20 protein-coding genes are annotated in these 20,342 nt (G+C 39.9%); 4 read left to right on the top strand and 16 right to left on the bottom strand.

Annotation, left to right across the window (positions count from 1 at the left end):
- Positions 1-4: 4 nt before the first annotated feature.
- Positions 5-655, bottom strand: coding sequence for a TetR/AcrR family transcriptional regulator (locus tag ABWV72_RS11685; protein WP_216050330.1), 651 nt, complete (start codon positions 653-655; stop codon positions 5-7).
- A 340-nt stretch (positions 656-995) separates the two neighbouring features.
- Here ABWV72_RS11685 and ABWV72_RS11690 point away from each other — a divergent pair, with 340 nt between their 5' ends.
- The gene (locus ABWV72_RS11690; protein ID WP_436792313.1) at positions 996-1,757 is read left to right on the top strand and encodes a ParA family protein; all 762 of its coding nucleotides are present in this window, start codon (positions 996-998) and stop codon (positions 1,755-1,757) included.
- 18 nt (positions 1,758-1,775) lie between these two features.
- On the opposite strand, the gene ABWV72_RS11695 is transcribed toward ABWV72_RS11690, so the two are convergent.
- Positions 1,776-2,978, bottom strand: coding sequence for a DUF445 domain-containing protein (locus ABWV72_RS11695; RefSeq protein ID WP_216050328.1), 1,203 nt, complete (start codon positions 2,976-2,978; stop codon positions 1,776-1,778).
- A 451-nt stretch (positions 2,979-3,429) separates the two neighbouring features.
- Between ABWV72_RS11695 and ABWV72_RS11700 the strand changes: the two genes are divergently transcribed.
- On the top strand, positions 3,430-4,917 hold the full coding sequence (locus ABWV72_RS11700) for a DUF3336 domain-containing protein (protein ID WP_353370694.1): 1,488 nt from the start codon (positions 3,430-3,432) through the stop codon (positions 4,915-4,917).
- Positions 4,918-5,328: 411 nt separating this feature from the next.
- On the opposite strand, the gene ABWV72_RS11705 is transcribed toward ABWV72_RS11700, so the two are convergent.
- The 3 genes from ABWV72_RS11705 to fadR all read right to left on the bottom strand — a co-directional run bounded on the left by ABWV72_RS11705 (position 5,329) and on the right by fadR (position 7,295).
- On the bottom strand, positions 5,329-5,901 hold the full coding sequence (locus ABWV72_RS11705; protein ID WP_216050326.1) for a hypothetical protein: 573 nt from the start codon (positions 5,899-5,901) through the stop codon (positions 5,329-5,331).
- Between the two features lie 95 nt (positions 5,902-5,996).
- Complete coding sequence (locus ABWV72_RS11710; RefSeq protein ID WP_216050325.1) at positions 5,997-6,350, bottom strand: phasin family protein; 354 nt, start codon at positions 6,348-6,350, stop codon at positions 5,997-5,999.
- Between the two features lie 234 nt (positions 6,351-6,584).
- Entirely contained in the window at positions 6,585-7,295 is a 711-nt protein-coding gene (gene fadR, locus ABWV72_RS11715; protein ID WP_216050324.1) for a fatty acid metabolism transcriptional regulator FadR, read from the bottom strand.
- Positions 7,296-7,559: 264 nt separating this feature from the next.
- Between fadR and nhaB the strand changes: the two genes are divergently transcribed.
- Positions 7,560-9,146, top strand: a complete 1,587-nt coding sequence (gene nhaB / locus ABWV72_RS11720; RefSeq protein ID WP_216050323.1) for a sodium/proton antiporter NhaB — start codon at positions 7,560-7,562, stop codon at positions 9,144-9,146.
- A 22-nt stretch (positions 9,147-9,168) separates the two neighbouring features.
- Positions 9,169-9,693, top strand: coding sequence for a disulfide bond formation protein DsbB (dsbB, locus tag ABWV72_RS11725; RefSeq protein WP_216050322.1), 525 nt, complete (start codon positions 9,169-9,171; stop codon positions 9,691-9,693).
- A gap of 32 nt (positions 9,694-9,725) precedes the next feature.
- Here the strand turns inward: dsbB and ABWV72_RS11730 are convergent, their stop codons facing one another.
- The 11 genes from ABWV72_RS11730 to yoaA form a co-directional block, all read right to left on the bottom strand.
- Positions 9,726-10,217 carry a YcgN family cysteine cluster protein gene (locus tag ABWV72_RS11730; protein ID WP_216050321.1) on the bottom strand — a complete coding sequence of 164 codons (492 nt, stop codon included), beginning with the start codon at positions 10,215-10,217 and terminating at the stop codon, positions 9,726-9,728.
- A complete protein-coding gene (locus tag ABWV72_RS11735) occupies positions 10,214-10,888 on the bottom strand; it encodes a fumarylacetoacetate hydrolase family protein (protein ID WP_353370698.1) in 675 nt (224 codons plus the stop codon). The genes ABWV72_RS11730 and ABWV72_RS11735 overlap by 4 nt, the downstream gene beginning before the upstream one ends.
- Positions 10,889-11,878, bottom strand: coding sequence for a lytic murein transglycosylase (locus ABWV72_RS11740; protein WP_342807496.1), 990 nt, complete (start codon positions 11,876-11,878; stop codon positions 10,889-10,891). It abuts the gene before it with no gap.
- Positions 11,875-12,177: a YcgL domain-containing protein gene (locus ABWV72_RS11745; RefSeq protein WP_303500192.1), complete on the bottom strand. Its 303-nt coding sequence runs from the start codon at positions 12,175-12,177 to the stop codon at positions 11,875-11,877. Before ABWV72_RS11745 ends, ABWV72_RS11740 begins: the two co-directional genes overlap by 4 nt.
- Positions 12,177-13,325, bottom strand: a complete 1,149-nt coding sequence (gene rnd / locus ABWV72_RS11750; RefSeq protein ID WP_216050317.1) for a ribonuclease D — start codon at positions 13,323-13,325, stop codon at positions 12,177-12,179. Before rnd ends, ABWV72_RS11745 begins: the two co-directional genes overlap by 1 nt.
- A gap of 87 nt (positions 13,326-13,412) precedes the next feature.
- Positions 13,413-15,065 carry a long-chain-fatty-acid--CoA ligase FadD gene (gene fadD, locus ABWV72_RS11755; protein WP_303500193.1) on the bottom strand — a complete coding sequence of 551 codons (1,653 nt, stop codon included), beginning with the start codon at positions 15,063-15,065 and terminating at the stop codon, positions 13,413-13,415.
- Positions 15,066-15,160: 95 nt separating this feature from the next.
- Positions 15,161-16,015 (bottom strand): alpha/beta fold hydrolase, encoded by an 855-nt coding sequence (locus ABWV72_RS11760; RefSeq protein WP_342807492.1) that lies wholly within the window; start codon positions 16,013-16,015, stop codon positions 15,161-15,163.
- Between the two features lie 143 nt (positions 16,016-16,158).
- A complete protein-coding gene (locus ABWV72_RS11765; RefSeq protein WP_342807490.1) occupies positions 16,159-16,812 on the bottom strand; it encodes a Slp family lipoprotein in 654 nt (217 codons plus the stop codon).
- Positions 16,813-17,122: 310 nt separating this feature from the next.
- Positions 17,123-17,443, bottom strand: a complete 321-nt coding sequence (locus ABWV72_RS11770; RefSeq protein ID WP_216050312.1) for a hypothetical protein — start codon at positions 17,441-17,443, stop codon at positions 17,123-17,125.
- Between the two features lie 108 nt (positions 17,444-17,551).
- Positions 17,552-18,235, bottom strand: coding sequence for a tRNA (adenosine(37)-N6)-threonylcarbamoyltransferase complex dimerization subunit type 1 TsaB (tsaB, locus tag ABWV72_RS11775; protein ID WP_216050311.1), 684 nt, complete (start codon positions 18,233-18,235; stop codon positions 17,552-17,554).
- 4 nt (positions 18,236-18,239) lie between these two features.
- The gene (gene yoaA, locus ABWV72_RS11780; RefSeq protein WP_216050310.1) at positions 18,240-20,168 is read right to left on the bottom strand and encodes a DNA repair helicase YoaA; all 1,929 of its coding nucleotides are present in this window, start codon (positions 20,166-20,168) and stop codon (positions 18,240-18,242) included.
- Positions 20,169-20,342: the final 174 nt, after the last annotated feature.

Raw genomic sequence — 20,342 nt, forward strand, 5'->3', positions numbered from 1 at the left:
ATTCTTAGGAAACGCCTAACCCACTGACCAAAGTTTGGGTAGCAATTGCTTCTTGTAAATGATGCAATTCCCCAGGTGGCAGGTTTATATAGGGCAATACAGCAAATAGAATGGTCGCTAGTCCCTTATACAAATGCGTCTCATCGCTGATATTTTGACCTTTTAATGCATAATAGTTCGCTGATTGAGTAAAGACTAGACCAACCAGCTCGACAATTTGAATTCCTTGGTGAAAAGTGGCTTTTAAACTGCTATTTTGAATAAACGACTTAATTAATTTTTCTATACTCCTTTCTTGCGAGAGGATAAGCAGTTTGAACTTCTTGGCAACCGTCGGATAATTTTCAGCAAGATTAGCTTGATTATGAAACAGAAATTGAAAATGATGGCCTTTTTCTAAAATTACGTATAGAAAATAAAAAAACTCTTCAATACTTAAATCTTTGTTGGTAGCAGAATTAAATGCTGTATCTATTTGATTTTTATATAAATCAAATAACGCGGCCACTATCATTTCCTTGCCTTTGAAATGATAATATAAATTACCGGGGCTAATATCTAATTCAACCGCAATATCAACACTACTGACATTACTCTCCCCGTGTTGGTTAAATAAATCCAACGAAGTGACTAGTATTTTCTCTGCCGTTTTCATAGTGATCAACCAAAGTTAGTCGAACGATTTACTCTTTCTTGCCAATACGATAATTAAATTACGCTAGGATATGCGGTAGCGTATAAAAATATGACAAAATTAATAATACCCATCATTTCATAACCCGTTGTGAACATACAAGAGCTACGAATGAAATAACGCTTTATTTATTTGTATCATGCTTTCGGTAAATTATGTTTACTTTCTGGTCATTAATATTATTATTTATCCACAGCATAGCAAATATCAAGACTGGTAATTGCGCAGTTCAATAATATAGTAGAGCGAAAATGGTTCCTGTTTCGCCAATCCAAATCCAGAGGCAATCCCATTGATAAGAGTGCTATTTAATAAAAAAGGTGGAGTAGGCAAATCCAGTTTAACCGTCAATCTAGCGGCCATTTCAGCTCACCACGGTTTTAAAACCTTATTGGTAGATTTAGATACCCAATGTAACAGTACAGCCTATCTAGACGCCATTAAAAAAGACGATGATTGCACTATTGCCAATCTATTTGAACAAACCATTACATTTCATTTGCACCGCAAACCAGCGAAGGAATTTTGTCAGCCAACAAAAGTAACAAACTTGGACATTATTGCCGGTTCAGCACGTTTGTCGGAATTAGAAAGTGAATTAGACAGTAGGCATAAAATCTATAAGTTAAAAGAAGCACTAGAAACGCTTAGCACTGAGTATGATCGCATCTACATTGATACCGCGCCCGCGCTTAACTTCTATAGTCTATCAGCTCTCATTGCCGCTTCCCGCTGCTTGATACCTATAGATTGTGATGATTTTGCCAGACAAGGCTTGTACAGTTTGCAGCAAAAAATCGCCGAAATAAGAGAAGATCATAACCCTGATTTAGAAATCGAAGGTATTATTGCCAACCAGTTTATGAGTAACGCCAATCTGCCAAAACAAATCATCAATGAATTAATCGAAGAAAATTATCCAGTCTTAGCTGAGTACGTTTCCCAATCAGTTAAAATGCGCGAATCTCATCAGGCTAAGTCCCCACTTATAGAAATGGCCCCAAAACACAAGCTAACCCTATCTCTGGTAGGTATATTTGAATTAATCGAAAAGACCAAATAAGTAGAATCGGAATCTGTATTAAATTAAGTAAAGTTGCATAAATCCGGCAATCATACCCAGCACAGCACCAACCACAATTAATTTCCATTCGTCTGCTTGGTAAGCAGGACGCAATACACCTTCGAACTCTTCTGGGGTTAACAATTGCATTCTAGCGCATAGATCATCGCCAACTCTCAGTGCATCATTGGCATATTCATAGGCGTACTGTAAATATTTATCAGAACTGTCAAAAATCAACTGCACAGCTAACGCTTTCATTCGGTAATACTGCTTAGAGCCAACACCCAACGCAAAATAAGGTTGGGCAATAGCAACATATCGTTCAATAGCATCGTTTACATGTAATTCTATCAGTTCGAGTAACTGCTCTGATCCCGAACCATGGAGCACAATTTCTGTAATATTTTTCGAATTAATAAGCTTTTTTTCAATAATTTCAGAGTAAACTTCTGAGACTTCTTTTTGACGTTTTAAAAACATTCCTTGGAATGTGATTCCAAATAACCGAATTGGTTGTTTAGGCTCGAATATTATCTTAATTGCGATCCAATTGGTTGCATAACCCACAATCAAGCCGCCCAAAGGTAATATCCACCAACTCTGAAACCAATACCAGAAGGCCATAGTGGGTAACCCGAATAAGAAACCGAAATAGAGCCCTGAACGTTCAATAAATGGAAATTCTTTTTCACCAGATTTAAGAAATATTTCGTTGATTAGTTCAGGTTCATTGACTAAATGACTCACCACTAACTCTTTGATATCGAGAATTTCTTCCACATTATGTTGGAAATCATCGATCATTTTAGTGACCATATTAGGAATGTCAGCTTCAACGCGCTTGTAAACCAAATTTTTGGCTTGTACAGGCATGGATGCCCATATTTGAGGAGCAGACTCCTGCATCACTTGATTAATCACTTTGCGCAAAACTTGTTTAAGTCGGCGTTGTATAGAGGCTGTCATTTTGTCAGCCTCAATTCTTCCTGCAAGTTCCTGCACACTGAGCAACTTGCCTAAAACCAGTTCCACTTCAATTTCAGCCATTTCCTGGCGTTTCATAGGAATGAGTCCCTGCCAGCCGAAAAACGGACGGATACCAATAAATTCTATTGGATAAAACATCATTTTGACTGCTAGAAAGTTAGTTGCCCAACCAACAATCCCGCTGGTAATAGGAATCAACAACAGCAAGTAATTTTCTAAAATCCATTGCATAAGTGGCGTGGATGCCTTTAATTTATTAAAAAGGAATAAATAACAATTTAATCCGTGAACTCACTCTACAAAAAAGCAAATTAATAGTCACAGCTAAGTAACGGGCTTACTACCCTACTCCATCAGGCTAAACTTTGCGATTACAATGGTCAATCAAATTTGTGCCATTGACAGCAAATTATACATTCTCAAACAAAATCTCTTTGTAAAATAGTTGAAACGCCCAATTCTGCTAAATTGGGTAGCACTTTCTAAAAACTTAAGTTATTAATAATCTCACACTAAAGGATACTATTAATTGGTTAACCATAGTGTTAGCGTTTAGTAATACTAATGTTAACGTTTAGCAACAATAGCGTGGTGTTATAGATTCGAAAATTAGGGTTTGAATTGAACGAATTTACAGACCCTTATGTTTAAAAGTTGTATTTAATTAAACTAGGTGGTCCAAATGGCGTACCGTAATTCGCTTACTGATTTAGAAGCTGCAATTAATCATGCAGATAGTTATGAAGAATATAAGGAAGCTTGCCAAGAACATGATGAATTGTCTGGCGCGGAAGAATGGAAGGCAAAGGATACCTGTAAGGAATATGACTATCGTCTAATTCGTAAACGGGTTCAACGAATTAAGTTGGCGCGTTCTCGTGGTGATGCATTAGGCTTGATGTCCATTTTACACGAAGGTATTCATGGCAATTTAGGCAATATTGCTAATCCTGCGATGAAAAACCACAGTAAAATAGGTACCAAGTATTTAATTCAAGAATTTATCGATCAAGTATGTGAGTCATTAGATTTTATATACCATGCAAACGAGTCTGAAATCGACTTTTACGAAAAATTGTCATTTTTTGATGAAACAGCCCATGCCTTTGGCAAAAGTTGCTTAATGTTAAGCGGCGGTGCTGGGCTTGGATTTTTTCATGGTGGTGTCGTTAAATCACTTACTGAGCATGACTTGCTGCCAGATGTAATTTCAGGCGCTAGCGCCGGATCTATCATCGCAAGTCTTATTGCCACCCGTACCAACGAAGAACTCAAAATCGCCTTAGAGCCACAAAATATCTACGAAAATTTTAGTAATTGGAGAATTTGGCAAGGTTTTGGTCAAAATAGTTTAATGGATAGCACCAACTTAGAAAATGCATTCATTGAACTCTTTGATTTGATGACATTTGAAGAGGCTTTCAAGAAAACTGGACGACATGTGACTGTTACCGTGTCGCCATCTGATTTGCACCAGTATTCACGTCTGCTCAATGCTAAAACGTCACCTAACGCAATTATTACCCAAGCGGTTAGAGCATCCTGTGCCATTCCATTGGTATTTAGTCCAGTGCAATTAAAAGCGAAACAAGCAGATGGCAAGATTGTTCCATACATACCTAACCGACGTTTTGCAGATGGCTCATTGATGGCTGACATGCCATTTAAACAACTCGCCCGCTTATATGGGGTAAACCATAGTATTGTTAGTCAAACTAATCCCTTAGCCGTACCTTTTTTATCTCGGGACAAAAAAGATAGCCGAGGAATAGGAGCCTTAACTTGGCGCCACTTAGCTAACATTACCAAATTGAATAGTATTTACGCATTTGATGTTTTAGAAGGTATGACTTCTCATAAAGGCGCAAAACTGGGAATTCACAAGTTGCGTTCAATCATAGATCAGCAGTATGTAGGTGATATCAATATTTTACCTAAACGAGGATTCGCAAGTTTAAAACATATCTTAGCCAATCCGTCGTTACGCAGTATTGAAAAACTAATTTCAAGTGCAGAAAGAGCAACCTGGCCACAAATAGATCGGATCAAACGTGATACCCAAATTAGCAAAACATTCGGGAAATACTTGAAGTTGCTTAAAGCCAGAGAAGAACGAGTATTGACTCAACACAATGGATTGAGCTTAGTCAACAACTCTAAATCGGCGTAAACACAGTGGTAGAAGGAAGAACAAAACAGTTGTTCGCGGATTATGGCTGAAAGAATGTAAAAATTTGGCACATTTGAACTCTCATTTGTGCCAAGTAAATTCTGTTGCAAACAGCATAGGTGTTTAATCGCAAATGCATTTGTATGTGGAATGAGTAACAAGAAAGCGAGAAAATGCGCTTAAGTACAACATGTCGTCAGCACTTCTTTAAAAAGCCACTAGTCAGCTTTGGTGGTAAAGACAATGCCGCTTATACAACGCGTATGTCCTATACAAAGACATCAAATTCAACTGAGCAGTGTGTAAGATCCAGAGCAAATCACCACAACGCCAACTCATCTCAACTTGTCGCAAGTTTGTTATAATCTGGCGTTATAGATTGATGGTCATCAAGACCGAGTAGTTATTCTACTATTCTTTATCTGCAGCCGGCTTTTTAGCTGCTGGTTTACGAGTTCTTGTCGTCGTTGACGTTGTCTTTGCTGGCGTTTTAGCTGCATCTGAGGCAGGTTTAGCACTAGCAGTCTTTTTAACGGCAGGTTTACGTGTAGTAGCAGTTTTAGCGGCAGTTGTCTTAGTGCTCGCTTTAGCAGCAGGTGTTGCCGTTGATTTTGCAGCACTTTGTTCAGCTGCTTTTTTCTGAGCAAGTTTTGCGACAACATCAATTAGGTTATCAACTTTGTTAGAGAGTATTTCTAGTTGAATTTCGCGACTATGACTTTGCATGCCCAATTTCGCCTTGAACATATCAATTTTGCTTTTTAACATCGACTTCCCCTTAAATATTGGGCTGTGTTCTAGTTTAGCTTTGATTTCCGCTTCTACCGATTCACCGCGTATAATCAGGTCCTGTACTAAAGCATTGCCGTCTGTATAGAGTTTGTCCAGTGCATCTGTGGATTTATTTAAACTTTCCCCATATGCGCCAACACTAGCTAACCAGGATTTACGCCCAGTTTCTTCAACAGATTTTATCGCTTTCATAACTCCCCCGACTTAATTATCCAAGTACATATATAATGTGTTCAGGTACTGTAGACCTTAATTAAGGCCTACAGACAATCCTGAACTTGATAACATTACTTAGCAGCTAATTTTGCAACAGCGTCAGTTAATGCATCAATTTTTGCAGAAAGTTCTTCTACTTTGTCTTCTGAACTTGAAGAATCTAAACCTAGTTTTTTACGAACTTCAGTTACACGTTCTTCAACATTAGTTTTAGCTTTGATTTTAGCTTTAGCTTCAGTTTCTAAAACTTCACCTTTTTCAACTAACTCTTCAAATACTTTACCTGCTTCAGATGTCAACTTCTCATATTGACCTTGAGCTTCATCGAAACTCTTACCGTAAGCACCTAAACCAGCTAACCAGATTTTACGTGCAAAATCTTCAGCGTCTGAAACTTTACTTTTGATTGCGTCTAATTTAGTCATGATTATTTCCTCGATTTGTTGACTGTGAACAAGATTAACGATCTAAATTAGAAAGCGCATACTAAAGTCCTAAAATAATAAAAATTAATTTAGGACTTTAATGCAAAGCATTGATTTATGGTATTTTTAAATTACCAAGTGAAGTCAGAAAGGTTTACATTTTATGCAAACTTTTGCCAACTAGATAACGCGGTGATTTGAATGTCTAATAACAGAGGTTACAAAAAAATTGATTTAATCGACTAAGTCATTGGGCATTTCAGCACGAATTTCATGCCAAATTTTGCCAGACTCGATACCATACTCACGAACGACAGAAGCAACGCCTGCAAAATCACCAGTATCGGCCAACTCCATCAACTTTTGATAATAGTTGCGAGATAACTCTCGGGATTTGGGACAAGAAAAATAGTAGCCTCCAATTCGCGAGTATAGACCTCTAAAACCATTCATCATTAACACATATACTTTATTACCAGAGGCAAACGCCATGTCGTGATTAATGCGATAGTCATACAAAGCAAATGCGGCACCATCTTCAGGAATGTCTGGGAAGCCTTTGAGGATTTCCTTAACTCGCTGCGCATCATTTTTAATTGCACCACGAATAAACACAGCGCTTAAATTTGTTCTTGCGGCTAATAAGTGATCGACTAACTCAGAAATCCCGTCTTGGTCTAATCGAGCCAATGTTTCAAGGATGTTTAGACCTGAGGTTTCCCAAAAATTATTTACTTTAGTCGGTTTACCATGTTGAATTGTCAGCCAGCCATCTCGAGCTAGTCTTTGCAATACTTCACGTAACGTTGTGCGAGTCACACCAATAAGTTCTGACAACTCTCTTTCTGCTGGTAAGATCGTCCCAGGCGGAAATCGTCCACTCCATATTGACTCAACAATATATTCTTCTGCAAATCCAGCTGGACTTTGTGCCTTGTAAATCATGCAACGGCTCTCTTATTATCGTTTTAATGTCATGTTGATAACTGATTGTACCAGATGAATTTTATATGGAACAATGAAAGTTTAACAGCATGTTAAATATTTAATAGACTTTATCAGTCGCAAAGCTGCACAATATCTGTTCAAATAGAATCAATTCACTGATTAACAACAGATTTACCTTGCATTTATTGCCCTGACCTTTTAAAAATGAAGACATAAATAAATGCAATCGCACTTAAAGTCGATGAGTAAAAGGATTCCCATATGCAAGTTTCTATGACTCAAGCCATTTACAAAAACTTTTTAGGCCATGCTCCTGATTGGTACAAACAAGTTATTGTTGGATTTTTAATCTTAAACCCAATTCTATTTTACTTTGTTAGTACCTATATAGCTGGCTGGGTTTTAGTTCTGGAGTTTATATTCACCTTGGCAATGGCATTAAAATGCTACCCATTGCAACCAGGGGGGTTACTGCTGATCGAAGCCCTCTTCATTGGAATGACATCGCCTTCCCACATGTACCATGAGATAACCGTTAATATTAGTGTGGTGTTATTACTGGTATTTATGGTTGCGGGTATTTATTTTATGAAAGACTTGCTGTTGTATTTGTTTACTAAGCTCTTGATTAAAATAGAAAATAAACGAGCGTTATCGTTAGCTTTTATTATCGCATCGGCGTTTTTGTCGGCGTTCTTAGACGCCTTAACAGTTATCGCGGTCATTATTGCTGTGGGGTTAGGCTTCTACAGCATTTACCATAAAGTCGCCTCAGGAAAAGATTTCAACAATGATCACGATCATTCAAGTGACGACGAAATAGGCCAACCAAGCCGCGATGATTTAGAGAATTTCCGCGCCTTTCTTCGCAACCTAATGATGCATGCAGCTATAGGTACTGCCTTAGGTGGAGTGATGACTATGGTTGGTGAACCGCAGAATTTAATCATTGCAGAAAAAGCATCTTGGGGTTTTGGTGAGTTTTTTGTGCGCATGTCTCCTGTGACAATTCCGGTGTTCTTCTCGGGACTGATTACCGCTTATGTAGTGGAAAAGTTTGGATGGTTTGGATATGGCGCTAAGTTGCCCCCTGTTGTGCGAGGCATATTAAGTGATTACAACACGCAAATGGACAAACAACGCACCAAGTTAGATACCGCTCGACTTTTTACTCAGGCATTAATTGGTATTTGGTTGATCATTGGTCTTGCACTGCATTTAGCAGAAGTGGGATTAATTGGTCTTTCGGTCATCGTTTTAGCGACGACCATGTGTGGTGTGATTGAAGAGCATTCAATTGGTAAGGCGTTTGAAGAAGCGCTTCCTTTTACTGCGCTGCTGTGTGTCTTTTTTGGCGTTGTGGCGGTAATCATAGATCAAGGTCTGTTTACGCCGGTCATTAACTATGTTCTGACCTTTGAGGGTAAAACACAAATGGTGATGTTTTACTTAGCCAATGGGTTGTTGTCTATGGTGAGTGACAATGTGTTTGTTGGCTCGGTATATATAACCGAAGTCACCACTGCATTAAAAAATGGCCAAATTACCCGTGACCAATTTGATCTATTAGCCGTTGCGATTAACACAGGTACGAATTTACCCAGTGTTGCGACCCCCAATGGACAAGCTGCATTTTTATTCTTATTAACCTCTGCCATCGCGCCGTTATTGCGATTATCTTACGGTACTATGGTTTATATGGCATTCCCATTTACGATTGTCTTAACCTTAGTAGGATTGGCTGCGACTTATTTTGGATTGCAGGAATTAACAGACGTTTTATATGATTTGCACTGGATAAATCACCATGTTCCAGATGCAGAAGTTGGCGCAGCTAGCGCCCACTAATAATTAGGTTAATTTAATAAACATGAATGTATTTGTATTCTTTGGCGACATGGCTTCAACACGATGGGCTTGGTTGACGTTGTTGCTATCTGCTTTAGGCTTAATTGTGGCAGCTCTATTTTTTCAATATGGGTTAGATTTAAAGCCGTGCATTATGTGCATATATCAACGAACAGCAGTGTTTGGCCTGCTGTTCGCTGGGCTACTACCTACCCTAAGAAATAATCTCATAACACGATTCATAGGTTTTGTGACTTGGGGGGTCTCTGCGATTTGGGGAATGTTTATCGCCATTGAACATGTGGGGATACAGAACGAATCAAATCCATTTTTTGTTTCCTGTGAAATTGTTCCCAATTTCCCAGCTTTCTTGCCGCTGCACAATTGGCTACCCAATATGTTTGCCGCTACTGGTGATTGTGGCAATATTGATTGGGAATTTATGAATATGAGTATGCCTGAATGGATGATTGTTGTATTTGCAATTTATACAGCGGTTTTTTCTATTGTATTATTTAGCCGACTATTTACCCGTAGAAGTTTTTAGCCGTAACAACTTGAAATCGATTAACTAGCTAGTTAATCGATTTCGTTTAATGGCCAAATAACGATGTGGTCTTCAAACTTACTTTCATCAACGTCCCGATCAAAAACAGTTTTACCACGCACAGACATGCCAGCCTTGTGCATCTCTGACTTTTTATTCTTATGCAATAATGGATGCCAACTCGGAAGCCCCTTTCCCTCGTTGAGTCTGCGATAACTGCAACTTGGCGGCATATAGGCAAGTTGATGAAGGTTATCTTGGGATAGAGTGACACATTCAGGTACCAGCTCATCACGGTCGGCATATTGGGTGCACGCGCAAGTTTTGGTATTCAAAAAACTGCAAACGACATTGGTAAAATGCAGCTCTTCGGTGGCAGCTTGTTGCCCATCTGTTTGCGAAGCATCTTCATCGATGATTTTGTGTAAGCAACATTTAGCGCAACCATCACAAATGGCCTCCCACTCCTGACGGTTCATTTGCTTCAACGATTTAGTTTGCCAAAAATTTGCTTCTAAACTCATTTTTCACCCTGCACTTTGCTATTAATGCTAAAATGTTTATCCAAACGTAAACACAATTCATCATTCGCAAATAGAGGGCCTACACCTTTTGGTGTGCCTGTCAGCACAATATCACCTGGTAACAGAGTAAATACCTCACTTATTTGTGACAACAACGAATAAACGCCCCACATCATTAAAGATGTGTCGCCTTGCTGTTTCAGTTGTTGATTAACCTCTAAACTGAAACTTAAAGCTTGAAGATCAGCTACATTGTGTATTTCAGTGAACCCTGATACTGGACAGGCACCATCAAAGGATTTAGCTCGTTCCCAAGGTAAACCTTTTGATTTTAATTTGCTCTGCAAATCTCGCAAGGTTAAGTCTAGTGCTAGTCCCACTCCCCAGATAGCGGATTGACAATCGCTCTGTGATGCATTTTTGAGTGGCGATTTAATCAGAATCGCTATCTCTAATTCATTGTGACAACTTCCCAGCGTATCGGCTGGTAAGGTCACCCCTGCATTTACATCACATAAACTTGTGGAAGGTTTCATAAATAACAAAGGGGTATCAGGAACTTCATTGTTAAGCTCTTTGACGTGATCAACGTAATTACGTCCCACGCACACCACCTTCCCAACCGGCAGTTGGATGGGCTGGCCATTAATATCTTTGTGAAAATACTCCATCTAAGAACCCTTTTTAATTCGATCGGCAAGATAACTCACAGCGCTTCCAAAGTATGTCGAGCGATTCCAACGCATTAATGTATGGAAATTCGAGTAAACTAAATAGATTCGGCCATTTTCATCATCTGGCATGATCAACGAAGCTTGCAAGTCGACCTTTGGCAAATCAGAGCCGTCATAACGCCTAACCCCCAATGCCTGCCATGCGCTTAAAGATTGCATTTTAGACTTAGTTAAACCTGCAAGGGCCAAATCAAAACCTTTAGGAATGCGAACTTGTCTGCCCCAAGTAATACTGTCATCCCAACCTTCTTTGCTTAAGTAATTGGCAATTGATGCAAATACGTCCGCGGGGTTACCCCAAATATCTTTTTTACCATCTTTATCATAATCAACCGCATAAGTTAGGAAGGATGAAGGGATGAATTGGCTTTGCCCCATTGCACCAGCCCAAGATCCCACAAACTGTTGTTTTTGAATGTGACCTTGCTGCAGGATAGTCAAAGCTGCGAACAATTGTTTTTTAAAGAAGGATTCACGACGACCTTCATAAGCCAAAGTAGACAATGCGGAGATAACAGAGTAATTCCCCATAATCTTTCCAAAATTACTTTCATTTCCCCAAAGGGCCACTATGAAGCGCGGTTGCACACCATATTCTTTGCCTATTTTGTTTAATATTTGTTGGTGTTTACGGTACAAATCGATGGCTTGTTGCACTTTCCAATCAGGGACTCGGGTGCGTAAATATTTATCTAAGGTGATTTTAGATTCTGGTTGATTCTTATCTGCCTTAATGGCTCTTTTATAGAACGTTATGTCGGCAAACGCCTGATCTACAAATTGTGCATCGAAACCTTCCGATATCGCTTCACTTTTAAGCTGTTCGACATAACCTGCGTAATCTTTTTCGTTTTTCTGAGCGTGTAGCGGGAAACTCAACAGCAGAATTGAAACTAAAATGCAGCTCCCATTCATTAGTCTTTTCATTTCGATGTCTGTCCTTTATTTTCTTTATTTTTATCTTGTGTTTGCTTATGGGCTTTTAACAAATCTTCATTAGGTGGAGGAAGTTGCAAGTAAAATCCATTTAAATTTAGTTCGTTGGTTAATTTATGTATATCCACTTGAGCCAATTTTTGACGCTTTTGCAGGGCTAAAATCATCACAAATGTGGGTTTACCGAAAGTTGCCATAAGCTGTTCGGGCACATCATCAAAATTGTCTTTTTTTAAGACATAGAGATACGTTTGTTGCTTTTTATTACTTTTGTATACATATACAAGCATTAGTTCAGCTCCCCATATTTGGCGACTATTTTAAGCACTTGGTCTCCCAAAAGATCCCCTCTCCAGCCCTGAATCAAATCAGGTTTCAACCCCATCTCTCGCAATTCATCTTGTTTGTGCCAATGATATTTTAACAATTGTTGTATTTGTTTTTTTGATCCCAGGACTTCAACGGGTATCTCAAGTTCATCCGCTTTTAGCTGGCAAAGTGCTCTCAATTCAGCAGAGGCTTTTTTAAATCCTTTGTGCGTCATCAACCTTTCTACAGGCGATGGGTATATCTCAACCGGTGCAATCTTCGCTTCTTCAACCAAACTGAGTAATGCATCTGAGTGAATCCGAGCTTCTTGAGGAGTCATGCCATCAATGGCAAAAATAGCCCCTTTATGGCTAGGCAGAGTGCGTGCAATTTCTACTAAATTGGATTCACGCACAACAAAGTTTAATGCCAAGTCACGCAAACGCGCTTGCTCAATTCGCCATTTCGCTAAGGTTTTCAGTAAATACAGAGATATGCCCGATAGTTTCCAACTGTTCTTAATATTAAGATAGGCAAGTTCTGCAGGGAGATTAATGGATTTTTTCAATGCCAATTGCTGCATTTCTTGGTAAATCCATTCCGTGCGGCCTAAAGCAGCGATTTGTTCGCTCAACTGAGGGTAAATTTGCAACAAATAGAGTACGTCATTCGCTGCATATTGGCATTGCTGTTCGCTCAGCGGACGAGCAATCCAATCGGTTCGCGATTCACCTTTATCAAGTTTAATATCTAACATCAGCTCAATCAGATTTGCATAGCCCAATGTCGCTCCCATATTCAACAAGCATGCAGCAAATTGACTATCAAAAATAGGCGTCGGTATCACATTCAAACTATGCCAAAACGTTTCTAAATCTTCAGAGCAAGAATGCAAGACTTTGACCACATCAGGGTTAGCTAGAAGGTCCACCAGAGGCGATAAATCTTCAATCTCCAATGGATCCACAAGGGCCAGAGTAATGCCATCATAAATTTGGATTAAGCCCAATCTAGGGTACAAAGTTCTCGTTCTAACAAACTCCGTATCAACGGCTATTGCAGATGCTTTATTGGCTTGAACACAAAAGGAGTGTAATGCTTCGAACGTAGTTATTAGGGTATATTGCATATGAAAAGATGGACACCTAGAAAATAAAAAAACCGACATGAGTCGGCTCTTCAATTTAAATAAAATCAGTAGATGATTTCGTTTAAGTTAATCGCGCAACTCTTTGCGGAGTATCTTACCAACATTTGTCTTGGGAAGCTCGTCTCTAAATTCAACAAATTTTGGTACTTTGTAGCCGGTTAAATTTTTACGACAATGATCGATCAATATTTTCTCGGTCAATTCATCTGAATTTCGAACAACAAAGAGTTTAACCGCTTCGCCAGATGATTCACTAGGCACACCAACAGCTGCCACTTCGACCACTTGATCGTGCATCGCTGCGACTTCCTCAATCTCATTAGGAAACACATTGAAGCCAGATACCAAAATCATATCTTTCTTGCGATCGACAATATAGAAGTAACCTTGTTCATCAACGGTGGCGATGTCCCCCGTTAATAACCAGCCATCTTTGATAACCTCATCTGTCGCTTCGGGGCGGTTCAAGTAGCCTTTCATTACCTGAGGACCTTTAACATACATTTCCCCAGGCTCCCCCATAGGAACTTCATTGCCATCATCGTCACATAACTTGATATCCGTAGAAGATACGGGCATACCAATTGACCCTTTATAACTTTCAAGCTGTGGTGGGTTAACGGTAACAACAGGGCTACATTCGGTTAAACCATAGCCTTCCAAAAGTACCTTTCCAGTGACTTTTTCCCACTTCTCAGCCACTGAACGTTGCACTGCCATACCACCACCTAAAGCAAACTTTAAACCCGAGAAGTCCAGCTCACTAAATTCTGGTGTATTAAGAAGACCATTAAATAAAGTATTCACACCTGTTATTACGGTACAGTGATGTTGTGCCATTTCTTTTACAAAACCGACCATATCTCGTGGATTGGTTATCAGTAAACTTGGACAGCCAAATTTAACAAAAGTCAGACAGTTAGCCTGCAAGGCAAAAATATGGTAAAGCGGTAAAGCCGTCACCACCAACTCTTTACCTGGCTCGATAACGGTTTCCAATACTGAAGAAATTTGCTCTAAGTTTGCCACCATATTACGGTGAGTAAGCATTGCCCCTTTAGATACACCTGTAGTGCCGCCGGTGTATTGTAGAAAAGCGATGTCGTCACTGCTTATTTCTGGTCTGGTGTAGGTAAGAGAAGCACCTTTTTTAATTGCAGATGTGAAGTTTTCGGTATTCGCGATAGTAAAACTCGGCACCATTTTTTTAATGTATTTTACCGCAAAATTCATTATCCAGCGTTTGGGGGCTGGGAACATATCTGCTACTTGGGTCAGCAGTACTTTTTTCACATTAGTTTGTTCAATCACTTGAGCTAAAGTACTTGCAAAATTTTCAATAATAACAATAGCTTTGGTGTTTGAGTCGTTTAACTGATGTTTTAGCTCACGAGCGGTATAAAGTGGATTAACATTTACTACCGTTAATCCAGCACGCAATATTCCAAATAATGCAACAGGGTATTGAATAACGTTAGGCATCATAATGGCGACTGGATCACCTTTCTTTAAACCCTCGTTTTGTAAATAAGCAGCAAATTGAGCAGATAACTTATCTAACTCAGCAAAGCTTATGCTGTGTCCCATATTGATAAATGCAGTGTTGTTAGCGTAAGTCGATACTGATTGCTCAAATATATCTACTATTGAAGAATAACGCTCTGGGTCGATTTCTGCAGGAATTTTAGGGTCGTAGTGTTTTAACCAAATTTTGTCCACTTTGCCTCCAGGGCTTATGCTTCTCAATACGATTACACGATGTTAACCAATGAACATTTAAATTAATACAGGTAAGACCTGATTGTAGCTTAATTTTAGTGATTTAATGGATTAAGTGCTAGGAAATCCAGCAATTTTTTAGCAATGTCGGCGGGATTATCCATATGTAAGTGATGTCCCCCCTCACAAGTTACATGGGTTAAATTTGGCACCCAATCAAACCTTTCTTTGACTTTTTCACGCATGACTTCGTACCCGGTTGTGCCCATTATTGCTAATGTCGGTGCTTGGATATTTTGCATAAAGTGTCTAGCTTGCTCATCTGTCACTCGAATTGACGAGAGCGTACGAAGCCTTCTATCGGTGCGAAAACGAAGCTCGCCATTTTGCTCAATTAAATTGCGATTAACCAACAATGTTGCCGCATCTTCAGTTAAGTCCCCAGCTAATGCTCTGGCTTTGATTACGGCTTCGTAGCTTTTGGGATGTTGCGGCTCTCTAGCTTGCAATTTTAATCTGCTTTCTATGGCCTCACGCATTTGTGACGGACTACTTTGCGCATTTTTTGAAAGAGGACCAAAGGATTCAATCGTGATGTAATGGGAAACAAATTCAGGAAAACTGCTAGCGTACATCGAACCGACGATCCCTCCCATGGAGTGCCCCAGTAAAATGAACTTTTTATACCCTTGACTTAAAATTAACTCATGCAAGTCGTGGACAAAATCAATTTGGTGATAATGAGCGTCAGCACTGCGATGGCTGGAGAGTCCATGCCCAGCAAAATCAATTGCGACCAAATGGTAATCGTTCAGATATTTGGCTAAAGGAATAAAGCTCGCGGCATTGTCTAACCAACCATGCAAAGCAATAATTAGGGGTTTATCGGTGTGTCCATTTGCAAGACCTGCTAACTCTAAGTTAGGTAAAGAGAACCTGACATCATGCATTTTAGTATCCTGTTGAGCGTTTTTTATAAACAAAAAAAGCGGCAATTACATGCCGCTTTTTAACACTTTATTGCCGTCACCGGAAATTATCCGCCGTGATACTCAGCTATTTTGATTAGTTATAATCCTATAAAAATCAGCCTTTAAGGCTCTTTATCAACTGGCCCTATACCATTATTACGCGTAGCTGAACGGGTACTTTGTTGACGGTTAGGTTGAGTCGCTCGACTGGGAGTTGTTGCGCCGCCAGAGGGACTATCACTATTACGACGTATAATAACGCGTTGGTGATAAGGTCGGTATGGCCATCCCCAGTATGGATTATATGGCCACATGCTCAAGCTACTCACATTCACTTGCTCTATTTCTTTCCAAAGATGGTATCCAGATGATTTAAGCGTCGGAAAAACATATTTGTGTTCACCTACCATGCCTTCCTCGGAACCAGTAATTTTTCCGGTAAAGGTAACGCTACGACCTTTTTCAAAGACCACTGGATCGATAAATCCATCAATATAGACCCGAAACCGGCCCATGCTTTGATTTGAGACTCGAGGGCGAGCATAAGAACGCAATGGAAAATCGACCATTTCGATCATGGTTGCATCAGGTAAGTTTTCGACTTTAGCAATCACTCCCCCCCAACGAACAGTCTTGCCAATATTACTTTCGGGATTACTTGTAACCTGCTGATATTCTACTAAGTTTGCTTCATCTTCCACCTGTATACTGTCAGGTATGACAGAACAGCCAGCCATCAGTACTACTGAACAAAACACCGCAATTTTCGCTAACATGAGAATCCTCTCTACCGCTAAATTTTAACTTGCTAAACTTTTACCTTAATAAACTCTTAACTGATTAGATAGTTCACCAATTAGGCTATTTACCTACTAAAGCATGAAACTACTAATTACTAATTAACGCTATAGAATCGTTTAGATATGTTGCTAATACTAACACCTATTGCCAATAACACGTTGCGTTATTGGCTGAATCAACATAGTTTCGGGATATAAAATCATCATAATCCGTTGTTCAGCATAACAAATAGGCGAAAAATTTTACACCAAAGTGATCATTTTATTCGAGCCTAATTGGATAAGATTAAACGAAGGTATCAATTCCCAGTAACGATTGGATTTCACTACGTTGACTTTCTTTGGCAAGGGATTGATAGGCGTCTATTGCCTGGCGAGCACTAAAATCTTGAGGTTGTGATGCACTATTTTTTTGTTCTCGAAAACGTTCGGCTTGTGCATATGCTTCAGGGGAATTTTGACGCGTAACAACCTGCTGACGTGGCAACTGAGTGTCACGTCTTTGATTTTGCTGCTCTTGTGCTTCCGCTTGTTTTTGCGGCTCACGGGCAGTGGGAGTAATAGTTAGTTGATTTTGCGCGGCAACTAACGAAGATTCAATTTCCACTTAGCTAAACTATTGCATCCTTTTTAGGTGTCAAACCAAAATTAACTGCAATAATCATGCACAAGATACGAACTATCGCGTAAAACCAATCTAATCCAGTTAAAACCACTATTCTCTACCAGGCAACTTTTTCCAGGTCACCTTGTCTCGCAAATAAACCGGTTGAATATTCTCTGCGTCGCTAAAATTGCCCTGCGCGATAGCATCTATAGCTAATGGGATCATTGCACTACTTGATGGAAAAAGAATGGATGGCTGACCGACCTGCTCGACGATTTGCTGGAAAGCTTTATAGGCAGTCCAGCCCGTACCGCATAATACATCCGGTATTTCGGTTAAGCCTTCAAGCACAGCTTCCGGCCCTAGCACCTGCTCTTCTTCGATTAAACGGGCTAGGTTATTTTCATTGCGAAATAATGCGAAATAGACTTCATCCATGCGAGCATCTATCGCTACAGCAACCAACTTGGCCTGAGATTCATCAATCGCTTGTTGCGCCATTGCAGCTAAAGTAGAGATACCAACAACCGGCTTTTCAGTTCCCAACGCCAAACCTTGAATAATACCTGTTGAAATACGCACGCCAGTAAAACTACCTGGACCACGACCAAACACGAGATAGTCGATAGCCGATAATGTTTGATTATTTCGTTGTAATAATTGCTCGACCATCGGAAGCAGTTTTTGGCTATGTTGTTGAGGGCAAACTTCAAATATTGAATCGGTTTTTTGATCTACAAAAATGGCTGCAGAGCAGGCTTCAGTGGCTGTATCTATCGCAAGTATTTTCATCAATTCACAGGCCTTCAGAGGTATGTAATTCAGTTAAAAAATCAACCGCCACCGACAAGTCTCGAGTGCGCTTCATGGGCGGTAAACTGGCTAAAAAGGTTTTTGCGTAGTCTTTCGTGATTAGGCGATTATCGCAGATCACCAAAACCCCCTTGTCTTTTTCATCACGAATTAACCGCCCAGCCCCTTGTTTGAGGGAAATAACCGCTTGGGGGATCTGGATTTGTGCAAAAGGATTGGCACCTGACTTTCGACAATCTTCAATTCGAGCCTGCAGAAGTGGATCATCTGGGGCGGCGAAGGGTAATTTATCAATCATTACGCAGGTTAAATCATCACCACGTACATCAACTCCTTCCCAAAATGCTCCCGTGCCTAACAGTACGGCTTGTTTATTGGTTACATACTCGTCTAATAACGCACGCTTGGTTGTGGTGCCTTGCACTAATATTGGGTTATCAATATATTCAGGCAAGCTTTGGGCAATGATTTTCAGCATCGCATGGGAAGTAAATAACAGGAAACAACGGCCTTTGCTCGCCTTAATTAAGGTCACTGCTACTTCCAATAAATTCTGTCGCATCTCACGGCTGCTAGGCTCTGGTAAATATCGAGGTACACACAAAATAGCTTGTTTTTGGTAATCGAATGGACTGTCCAAGGCTAATGTTTTTGCATTATCTAAGCCCATTAAACGCTGAAAATGGGCAAAACCGCCATCCACCATCAAAGTTGCAGAGGTAAACACCCAGCTTCTTTTCGGTTCTTCTATAAAATCAGCAAAGCGCTTAGCGATACTAAGTGGGGTTAAATGCAGCACAATGTGCTTAGGTGTGGTTTCGTACCATAAACTCACACCTTTTTGATTTACATCGTTTAAAACAGCCAGTTTGGATTTGGCGTGAGTTACCCTTTCAAACAAAGTATCAAGTTCTTTTTCTCGACCCAGATGAATTTTAACCACTTCGTAAAGTACCGTCAGTGATTCGTCCAATTTATTGATTTGCGCTTCGACCTCTGGGCGTTTTAACATTTGTCGCCAATTGCCCCGCTCTGGAGTGACTGGAAACAAAATACGCAAGTCAGCCGCAATCAAACGACACTTCTCAGCAACTTTTACTAGTTGTTCGGCATCTTTTAGTTGAGTACGTTTTATAATCTCAATGTCTCGCGCTAAATCATGTATTTGTCGACTTGAGAGAGCTTCACCAAAGTATTCGCTGGCAATATCGGGTATTTGATGAGCTTCATCAAATACCACCACATCAGCTTCCGGTATTAGCTCACCAAAGCCTGTGTCTTTTAAAGCCATATCTGCAAAAAACAAATGATGATTCACCACCACTATATCGGCGTCCATTGCTTTGTTTCGCGCTTTGACTAAATAACAATCTTCATAATCAGGACAATCTCGACCTAAACAATTATCAACTGTAGAAGTCACCAAAGGTAATACTCTGGCATTCTCAGACAGTGACTTTAAATCTCCCATATCACCGGTTTTAGTGGTAGACGCCCACTGTCTAACTTGGGTTAATTCATCCAGGGTTTCCCGCTCCAATAAGGTACTGTTGCCACTATGCTGACCTAACCTATGTAAACAAAGATAATTTGAACGGCCCTTAAGCAGCGCTGCCTGACGATTACTGGCTAAGGCTTTTTTAAGTAACGGTAGGTCACGGTGAAACAACTGCTCTTGAAGATTTTTTGTACCCGTTGAGATTATTGCTTTTTTGTTACTGATCATTGCTGGGGCTAAGTATGCAAAGGTTTTACCTGTTCCCGTACCAGCCTCGACAATTAGCGGAACTTGATCGTCAATACATTGTTCAATGGCTTCAGACATTGCAATTTGCGATGCACGTGGGCTAAACCCAGCAATTGCCGTAGATAAAACCCCATCTTCGGCAAACAATTCTGATGTTTTAATCATGCACCCTTGCCTGTCTTTTACTGTCACAAATTAGTATCACTATCGTTATCCGTTATTCGCAAATTCTTAGCTTGTCCCGCAGCGCGAGAAATTGGCGGTGAGTATGCCAAAAAAATGCAAGCATTGTTAGAGGAAGATAGCCATTGCTTAGCCTTGTGATATAAATATTGTTTA

Origin of the sequence: Aliiglaciecola sp. NS0011-25 (assembly GCF_040370605.1) — a bacterium.
GTDB classification, from domain to species: domain Bacteria; phylum Pseudomonadota; class Gammaproteobacteria; order Enterobacterales; family Alteromonadaceae; genus Aliiglaciecola; species Aliiglaciecola lipolytica_A.